The 8,232-nt window shown below is 70.0% G+C and carries 10 protein-coding genes and 1 pseudogene; 4 read left to right on the top strand and 7 right to left on the bottom strand.

Annotation, left to right across the window (positions count from 1 at the left end; translation table 11 throughout):
* The 4 genes and pseudogenes from SSOG_RS22490 to thiC all read right to left on the bottom strand — a co-directional run.
* Positions 1-391 (bottom strand): maleylpyruvate isomerase family mycothiol-dependent enzyme (locus tag SSOG_RS22490; protein WP_154686104.1); only part of this gene is annotated, 391 nt, incomplete at its 3' end.
* A 115-nt stretch (positions 392-506) separates the two neighbouring features.
* Positions 507-641 (bottom strand): annotated as a pseudogene (locus SSOG_RS57520) (hypothetical protein); the annotation flags it as partial.
* Positions 642-672: 31 nt separating this feature from the next.
* Positions 673-1,161, bottom strand: a complete 489-nt coding sequence (locus SSOG_RS22480) for a hypothetical protein (RefSeq protein WP_106516437.1) — start codon at positions 1,159-1,161, stop codon at positions 673-675.
* Positions 1,162-1,257: 96 nt separating this feature from the next.
* Entirely contained in the window at positions 1,258-3,027 is a 1,770-nt protein-coding gene (gene thiC / locus SSOG_RS22475) for a phosphomethylpyrimidine synthase ThiC (RefSeq protein ID WP_039938373.1), read from the bottom strand.
* A 178-nt stretch (positions 3,028-3,205) separates the two neighbouring features.
* Between thiC and SSOG_RS22470 the strand changes: the two genes are divergently transcribed.
* Entirely contained in the window at positions 3,206-4,630 is a 1,425-nt protein-coding gene (locus SSOG_RS22470; RefSeq protein ID WP_009716536.1) for a YibE/F family protein, read from the top strand.
* A 36-nt stretch (positions 4,631-4,666) separates the two neighbouring features.
* Here the strand turns inward: SSOG_RS22470 and SSOG_RS22465 are convergent, their stop codons facing one another.
* The 3 genes from SSOG_RS22465 to SSOG_RS22455 all read right to left on the bottom strand — a co-directional run bounded on the left by SSOG_RS22465 (position 4,667) and on the right by SSOG_RS22455 (position 6,140).
* A complete protein-coding gene (locus tag SSOG_RS22465; RefSeq protein ID WP_009716535.1) occupies positions 4,667-5,101 on the bottom strand; it encodes an SsgA family sporulation/cell division regulator in 435 nt (144 codons plus the stop codon).
* 349 nt (positions 5,102-5,450) lie between these two features.
* On the bottom strand, positions 5,451-5,663 hold the full coding sequence (locus SSOG_RS22460; protein ID WP_009716534.1) for a DUF5326 family protein: 213 nt from the start codon (positions 5,661-5,663) through the stop codon (positions 5,451-5,453).
* Positions 5,664-5,822: 159 nt separating this feature from the next.
* Positions 5,823-6,140: a cupin domain-containing protein gene (locus tag SSOG_RS22455; RefSeq protein ID WP_009716533.1), complete on the bottom strand. Its 318-nt coding sequence runs from the start codon at positions 6,138-6,140 to the stop codon at positions 5,823-5,825.
* A 66-nt stretch (positions 6,141-6,206) separates the two neighbouring features.
* Here SSOG_RS22455 and SSOG_RS22450 point away from each other — a divergent pair, with 66 nt between their 5' ends.
* The 3 genes from SSOG_RS22450 to SSOG_RS22440 form a co-directional block, all read left to right on the top strand.
* Complete coding sequence (locus SSOG_RS22450; protein ID WP_009716532.1) at positions 6,207-6,587, top strand: phage holin family protein; 381 nt, start codon at positions 6,207-6,209, stop codon at positions 6,585-6,587.
* Positions 6,588-6,611: 24 nt separating this feature from the next.
* The gene (locus SSOG_RS22445) at positions 6,612-7,157 is read left to right on the top strand and encodes a low molecular weight protein-tyrosine-phosphatase (protein WP_039938370.1); all 546 of its coding nucleotides are present in this window, start codon (positions 6,612-6,614) and stop codon (positions 7,155-7,157) included.
* Positions 7,154-8,232: cystathionine gamma-lyase (locus SSOG_RS22440; RefSeq protein ID WP_009716530.1), on the top strand; the 1,079-nt coding region annotated here is incomplete at its 3' end. The genes SSOG_RS22445 and SSOG_RS22440, both read left to right, overlap by 4 nt.

Raw genomic sequence — 8,232 nt, 5'->3', positions numbered from 1 at the left:
GCTCCTGATCGGGCGTGAACTCCGCGCCCCGGGCCCGCGCCAGATCCCACGCGTGCACATAGACATCGCTCCAGCGGATCCGCACCGCCGCGTCCCCGCTCAACTCGCCGACGACCGGATTCCGCACGGTCCGCCCGGCCACCCCCGGTAACCCGGCGGCCCGCTCCGCCCGACCGGCCCACTCCGCGAACGTATCCCCGGGCCCCGGGGCGACCTGCTCGTCCGTCAGGACGGACACCAGATGCGCATGCCCCAGGAGGACGTGCCCCACCAGCTCCCGCACCGTCCACTCACTGCACGGGGTGGCCAGCGCCCACCCGTCGTCCCCGATCCCGTCGAGGTGCCGGGCGAAGCATTGGTTGGCGACGCGCAGGGCGCGGAGGTTGTCCATGGGCTGCTCCGGAGGGCTCGCGTAGGGGCGTTGTGACGGCCCCACCCAAGCACGAGCCCGCCGCCGCGACGAGGGGTCGCGGCGGCGAGCGGTGTCCTGACGGGAGCGGGCCGGGTCAGTCCGCGAGGGGGAGGTAGACCCGGTTGCCCGCGGCGGCGAACTCGCGGGACTTCTCCGCCATTCCGGCCTCCGCCCCGGCCTCGTCCATCGCGTCGCCGTGCTCGCGGCGGATGTCGTGGCTGAATTTCATGAAGGACAGCGTCAGCGCGGAGACACCGTGCTCACCCGGCAGGAAACCGTCCCCTGTCCCGTTCGGTAACCCGATTGATCTCCACCTTCTGCGGAGCGTCACGCGGAAAGGTCCACACATCGTGGCTGGTGCTGACCGCCGTCAGGCGGGTGTCGTCGAGAGCCACCTCGGCGAACGGGTTCGACTCGGAGCACACCGCGAGCCATTCCAGGGTCCGATGTTCGTCGTCCCGTGTCAGGGCGACCCAGCCGATGCTGCCGTGGGCTGCGGATTCTCCTCCGTAGGCGCGATATCCGCCGTATCCGCACGATGCCATGACCACGTCGACGTCCAGCCAGTGGCGGACGGTCCACTCCGTGGCTTGAAGGACCTCCTCTGCACGCGACCAGCATTCGGTGGTCCAGAACCGCATCACCGACAACCGACCGTCCCCGAAGACGATCACGTCACCGTCGGGCGCCTGCCCTTCGCGCCACCACCGTTGAACGTGTTCCGCCATCGGCTCCGCGTCGGTTCCCATGCCTCGCATACTGCTTTGCTGGGCGGCACGTGCGCCACCTGACGAAGCCGCCGGACTCCGATACCGGGGTCCGGCGGCCAGATTCCGCGATCCGTGTCAGTCCGCGAGCGGCAGGTACACGCGGTTACCCGCCTCGGCGAACTCCCTGGACTTCTGGAGCATCCCCGCCTCGATCTCCTCGGGCGTCGCGTCGGCGTCGCCGCCGAACTGCTCTGTGATGCTTCTGCTAATTTTCATCGAACAGAACTTGGGCCCGCACATGGAGCAGAAGTGCGCCGTCTTGGCGGGCTCCGCCGGAAGCGTCTCGTCGTGGAACGAGCGTGCCGTGTCCGGGTCGAGGGCCAGGTTGAACTGGTCCTCCCAGCGGAACTCGAAGCGCGCGTCGGAGAGCGCGTCGTCCCAGGCCTGGGCGTCGGGGTGGCCCTTGGCCAGATCGGCGGCGTGGGCGGCGATCTTGTAGGTGATGACGCCGGTCTTCACGTCGTCGCGGTCCGGCAGCCCCAGGTGCTCCTTGGGGGTGACGTAGCAGAGCATCGCGGTGCCCCACCAGGCGATCATCGCGGCGCCGATCCCTGAGGTGATGTGGTCGTACGCGGGCGCGACGTCCGTGGTGAGGGGGCCCAGGGTGTAGAAGGGGGCCTCCTCGCAGATCTCCTGCTGGAGGTCGACGTTCTCCTTGATCTTGTGCATCGGGACATGGCCCGGGCCCTCGATCATCGTCTGGACGCCGTGCTCCTTGGCGATCCGGTTGAGTTCGCCGAGCGTGCGCAGCTCCGCGAACTGGGCCTCGTCGTTGGCGTCGGCGATGGATCCGGGGCGCAGTCCGTCACCCAGCGAGTAGGTGACGTCGTACGCCGCGAGGATCTCGCACAGCTCCTCGAAGTGGGTGTAGAGGAACGACTCCTGATGGTGGGCCAGGCACCAGGCGGCCATGATCGAGCCGCCGCGGGAGACGATGCCGGTCTTGCGGCGGGCGGTCAGGGGGACGTACGGCAGCCGTACGCCCGCGTGGACCGTCATGTAGTCGACGCCCTGCTCGGCCTGTTCGATGATGGTGTCCTTGTAGACCTCCCAGCTCAGCTCCTCGGCCTTGCCGTCGACCTTCTCCAGCGCCTGGTAGAGCGGCACGGTGCCGATCGGCACCGGGGAGTTGCGCAGCAGCCACTCGCGGGTGGTGTGGATGTTGCGACCGGTCGAGAGGTCCATGACCGTGTCGGCGCCCCAGCGGGTCGCCCAGGTCATCTTCTCGACCTCTTCCTCGATGGACGAGGTGACGGCGGAGTTGCCGATGTTGGCGTTGACCTTCACCAGGAACCGCTTGCCGATGATCATCGGCTCGATCTCCGGGTGGTTGACGTTGACGGGCAGTACGGCCCGGCCCGCCGCGATCTCCTCGCGGACCACCTCGGGGGAGACGTTCTCGCGGATCGCCACGTACTCCATCTCCGCGGTGACCTCGCCCCGGCGGGCGTAGGCGAGTTGGGTGACGGCGGCGCCGTCGCGGGCCCGGCGCGGCTGGCGCGGCCGTCCGGGGAAGACCGCGTCGAGGTTGCGCAGGCCGCCGCGGGGCGCGGTGTGCTTGAGCCCGTCGTCCTCGGGCCGGGCCGGACGGCCGGAGTACTCCTCGGTGTCGCCGCGGGCGATGATCCAGTTCTGCCGCAGTGGCGCGAGACCACGGCGGACGTCGGTTTCGATCTGGGGGTCGGTGTACGGACCGGACGTGTCGTACAGCGTCACGTCCTGGCCATTGGTGAGGTGCACGCGGCGAACCGGGACCTGGATGTCCGGGCGGGAACCCGTGACATATCCCTTATGCCAGCCGAAATCGGCAGCGTTGTCGCGCATGTGTGCATCCTGCTGAGTCATGAGACCCACTCCCTACGCCGGCATTACCCGGTAACAGGTTCAGCGGTCGGCGCAGCTGATGCGTCAGCGCCCTCTCAGCCCGGTGCTCCGAGCTCCCGCGATTGCAAAGGTGCCCCCACGCTAACGGTTTCCGCGCATACCTGAACAGGGGGCCTGCCTCTCTTGCGATGATGCGACGGTGACCGCGACACAGCAGGACCATCCGCCCGAGCAGCCCCACCCGTCCGGCCAGGCCCACGGCCACTCCCATGGACACGGCCACAGCCATGCCCATGCGCACGGCCCGGCCGCGCCCGTCTCCGGGCGCCTCCGCAAGGTCATCGCGGCGGTGCTCATCCCCTTCGCCGTCGCCGTCGTCGCCGGGCTGGTCGCGCTGTGGCCAGGTGGCCCCGAGCACACCACGCACGGCCGCAGCGGGCTCGGTTTCGACCAGGAGACGGTCGCGGGGCGGGTGGTGAAGGTGGCGGAGATCAACTGCGCCGACGCCAACGCGCAGCCGCAGGCGCCCACCGAACCGGGTCAGCAGGGCGCCGCCCCGGCACCCGGCGGCGCGACCGGCGGGGGCTCCGGCGGCAAGACCATCTGCGAGAGGGCCACCATCGAGGTCACCTCGGGCAAGGACAAGGGCCGCACGTTCCCCGAGATCGTCCAGCCGAACGCCTCACGGAAGTTCAGCGCCGGGCAGGAGCTGAAGCTGGCGTACGCGCCCAAGGCGCCGAAGAACCTCCAGTACTCGGTCTCGGATGTCGACCGCTCGTTCCCGATGGCCCTGCTCGCCGGGGTGTTCGCGCTCGTGGTCGTGGCCGTCGGGCGGCTGCGCGGCGTCTTCGCCCTGGTGGCGCTGGCCATCAGCTTCGGGGTGCTGACGCTGTTCATCCTCCCGGCGATACTTCAGGGCTCGAATCCGCTGGTGGTCGCGGTCGTCGGGGGCAGCGCGATCATGCTGCTGGCGCTCTATATGTGCCATGGGCTGAGCGCCCGCACCTCGGTCGCGGTGCTCGGCACCCTGGTCTCGCTGCTGCTGATCGGCGTGCTCGGCTCGCTGTTCATCGGCTGGGCGTCGCTGACCGGCAACACCGACGACCAGACCGGTCTGGTGCACGGCCTCTATCCCGACATCGAGATCAAGGGCCTGCTGCTGGCCGGGGTGATCATCGGTTCGCTGGGTGTGCTGGACGATGTGACGGTCACCCAGACCTCGGCGGTGTGGGAGCTGCGGGAAGCGGACCCCTCGACGAGCCGCCGCAAGCTCTACGCGGCCGCGATGCGCATCGGGCGGGACCACATCGCGTCCGTCGTGAACACGCTGGTGCTGGCGTACGCGGGCGCCTCGCTTCCGCTGCTGCTCCTCTTCTCGATCGCGGACAGCGGGGTGGGAACGGTGGCGACGAGCGAGATCGTCGCTCAAGAGATCGTCCGCACGCTGGTGGGCAGCATCGGACTGGTCGCCTCGGTGCCGGTGACCACGGCGCTGGCCGTACTGGTGGTCTCCGCGGACCACACGCCGGACGGCAACGTGCCGAGCGGCGGCGGGGCGAGTAGCGGCGGGGCGAGCGGGGGCGGACGGGGGCGCGGACGGCGCCGCCGGGCGCGGGCGCGCTGACCGGCTCGTACGGGCACGTACGGACGCCTGCCGGCGCTACGCGTACCGGTCCTCGGCCAGGATGCGGTCCAGTTCGGCGTCGAGGTCGCCGACCGGGTCGCAGGCCGCGGGCTCCTCACCGAACGGGACGAGCCGGTCCGTACGGTCCAGGAAGGCCACCAGCGGCGCCGCCCCGGCCCGGAACAGGGCTCTCTCGGCCCCCACCTGAAGCCTGATGAACACGTCCGAGAGCCCTTCGGGCGAGGCCGGTGCGATCCGCACATCGCCCTCGCCGGAGGGTTTGCTGAGCCCGTCCAGCAGCAGCTCACGGGCGAAGGCCCAGCTCACCGGCGCGTCGCCGGGCAAGTGGAAGGTGATCTCGACCGCGTAGGGATCGCCGCTGTCGTACGACAGCTCGACCGGGATCCGGAAGGACAGCTCCTGCGAGACCAGAAAGGTCATCGTCACTTCCGCCTGGACTGTGTCACGCATGTCACGCATCGTTCGCCGCCCCGGGTAGTTCAGACTTGGCCGACTCTGGAGCGTAGCGACTCGACTGCGGGGCGGAGTCGCTTTGCCTCATGTGAGGGAACGGAAATGGCCAGTGTTGCCGTGGTGGAACCCACGGGGCCGGACGACGCCGGCCCGGTGCGCGGGCGATCAGGGCCGGTTCAGCGGCCGTGTCGATGTTCGCTGTCGTCAACAGGCACCCCCGGGGTGTTGTTGCGAGGCAGACGCCGAGATGGGGAACGTCGCGGACTCGCACTCTAACCACAGTGGTGCCGTGGGGCCGATGTTTGGCTCCGCGGTATCCCTCGCGCGGCGTACCCGCCGCGCGGGGTCACCAGTCGCGCGACGAGGACGAGGTGAACTTCCGCACGACGTAGATCAGACCGCCGATCAGCGCCACCAGCAGCAGCACCTTGAAGAGCAGGCCGATGACGAAGCCGACCACGCTCATGATCATCCCGCCGAAGACGGCGAGGACGAGAACCGGCACCGCGATCCATGTCACCCACCACGGCAAGCCCCGGAATATGTCCTTCGCGGCCACTTTCGCTCCCTGCTTTCCTGGCTGGATGGGACCGGTTCATCAACACCGGTCCCGCTGCCATCGATGCTAGGGCGGGCAGGAACCGGACGGACGGCTTCCATCCCCCGTCCGTCCCTGACCGGACCCGTAGGGGATCCGGAGGGCCGTCCTCAGCTCCCGTCAGCCTTCCGGGGGAGAGAACACCACCATGACCCGCAGATCCTCGGTGATGTGGTGGAACTTGTGCGCCGCGCCCGCCGGTACGTACACCACGCTGCCGCGCGCCACCTGGGTCGTCTCCATGCCCACCGTGATCGACGCCCGGCCGCTCATCACCAGGTACACCTCGTCCTGGCCGTGCGGCGCCTGCGGATCGGACTGGCCCGCGTTCAGCGCGTAGAGCCCGACCGACATGTTCCGCTCGCGCAGGAACTGCAGATACGCGCCCTCGTTCGCGGCCCGCTCCGCCTCCAGCTCGTCCAGCCGGAACGCCTTCATTCGCCTCTCCACCCCTGCCTGCCATGCCCCTGCCCGTCTCCGGGCCTGTCTGCGACGATCTCAACCATGAAGAATTTGCTCGTCAAGACGCTCGCCAACGCCGGCGCCCTCGGCGTCGCCATCTGGCTGCTCAAGGACATCACGCTGACCGGTGAGAACACCGGACGTCAGACGATCACCCTCATTCTCGTCGCTCTGCTCTTCGGCGTGGTGAACGTGGTGGTGAAGCCGATCGTCAAACTGCTGGCATTTCCGCTGTTCATCCTCACCCTCGGACTGATCACCCTGGTGATCAATGCCCTGATGCTGCTGCTGACCTCCTGGCTGGCCGGGCAATTGGATCTCAGCTTCCATGTCGACGGCTTCGGCGCCGCCTTCCTCGGTGGCCTGATCGTTTCCATAGTCGCCTGGGCGCTGCACGTCGTCCTTCCCGATGACAAGGACTGATCTCGGCCGGGGATGATGACAGGTATGAGAGCCCCGTCGCCCTATCGTGTCTGCTTCGTCTGCACCGGCAACATATGCCGGTCACCGATGGCCGAATCCATCGTCCGCGCCCATGCCGAAGGGGCCGGATTCGACGGCCTCGTCGAATGGGACAGCGCGGGCACCGGCCCCTGGCACGAGGGCGACGGGGCCGACCGTCGCGCGATCGCCGTGCTCACCGACCACGGCTACGAGCAGGATCACGTCGCACGGCAGTTCCAGCCCGCGTGGTTCGCCGAACTCGATCTGGTGATCGCCCTGGACAGCGGCCATCTGCGGGAGCTGCGCGCCCTGGCGCCCACCCCGCGGGACGCCGCGAAGGTGCGGCTGCTGCGCGACTACGACCCGGATGCCGACCCGGACGCCCCGGGCGGCCTGGACGTACCGGACCCCTACTTCGGCGGGACGGACGGCTTCGAAGAGGTCCTGGAGATGATCGAGGCCGCGAGCGGCGGACTGCTGGACGCGGTCGCCGAGGCCCTCGACAGCACCTCCGTCGCGTCCGCAACGCCCGGTGAGGAGCGCGTATGACCGGCGACGGCACCCGGGCCGTCCGTGCCGGACTGCCCGAGCCCGACGCTTACGAACCGGCGCTGCCCGGCCCCGTCTTCGCCGCGCACTACCACCTCCCCGGTGAGGCCTCCGGCCCCTTCACCTACGGCCGTGACGCCAACCCCACCTGGTCCCGGCTGGAGGCGGCGATCAGCGAGCTGGAGTCCCCGGACGCCGCCGCAGAGACCGTCGTCTTCGCCTCCGGCATGGGCGCCATCGCGGCCGTCCTCCTGTCCCAGCTGCGGCAGGGCGACACCGCCGTCCTGCCGTCCGACGGCTACCAGCTGCTCCCGGCCCTCAGCGAACGGCTGCGGAGCTTCGGCGTCCGGGTGCGCACCGCCCCCACCGGCGGCGACGCCCAGCTGACCGCCCTGGACGACACCACCGGGCTGCTGTGGCTGGAGACCCCGTCCAACCCCGGTCTCGACGTATGCGACATCCGCGGGCTCGCCGAGGCCGCGCACGCGCGCGGCGCGCTGGTCGCCGTCGACAACACCCTCGCCACCCCGATCGGCCAGCGCCCCCTGGAGCTGGGCGCGGACTTCTCCGTGGCGAGCGGCACCAAGGCGCTCACCGGCCACGGCGACGTCCTGCTCGGCTACGTCACCTGCCGCGATCCGGAGCTGGCCGCCGCCGTGCGCGGATGGCGCAAGACCGTCGGCGCGATCCCAGGGCCCATGGAGGCCTGGCTCGCCCATCGCTCCCTGGCCACCCTCCCGCTGCGCGTCGACCGGCAGGCCAGGACCGCCCTCGCGCTCGCCGGGGTGCTGCGCGACCGGGCCGAGGTCACCGGGCTGCGCCATCCCGGACTGCCGGACGATCCGGCGCACCCGGTCGCGGCCGGGCAGATGCGCGGCGGGCGATTCGGCTGTGTGGTCTCGTTCACCCTGCCCGGCAAGGAGCACGCGGAGCGGTTCCTGACCGCGCTGCGGCTGGTCGACGACGCCACCAGCTTCGGCGGCGTGCGGTCCACCGCCGAGCGGCGCGGCCGGTGGGGCGGCGACGCGGTGGCCGAGGGCTTCATCCGCTTCTCGGTGGGCGCCGAGGACCCGGA

The organism is Streptomyces himastatinicus ATCC 53653, assembly GCF_000158915.1.
Lineage (GTDB): Bacteria > Actinomycetota > Actinomycetes > Streptomycetales > Streptomycetaceae > Streptomyces > Streptomyces himastatinicus.
The sequence above is the reverse complement of the archived record's forward strand: the minus strand, read 5'-3'. Positions and strand labels throughout refer to the sequence as shown.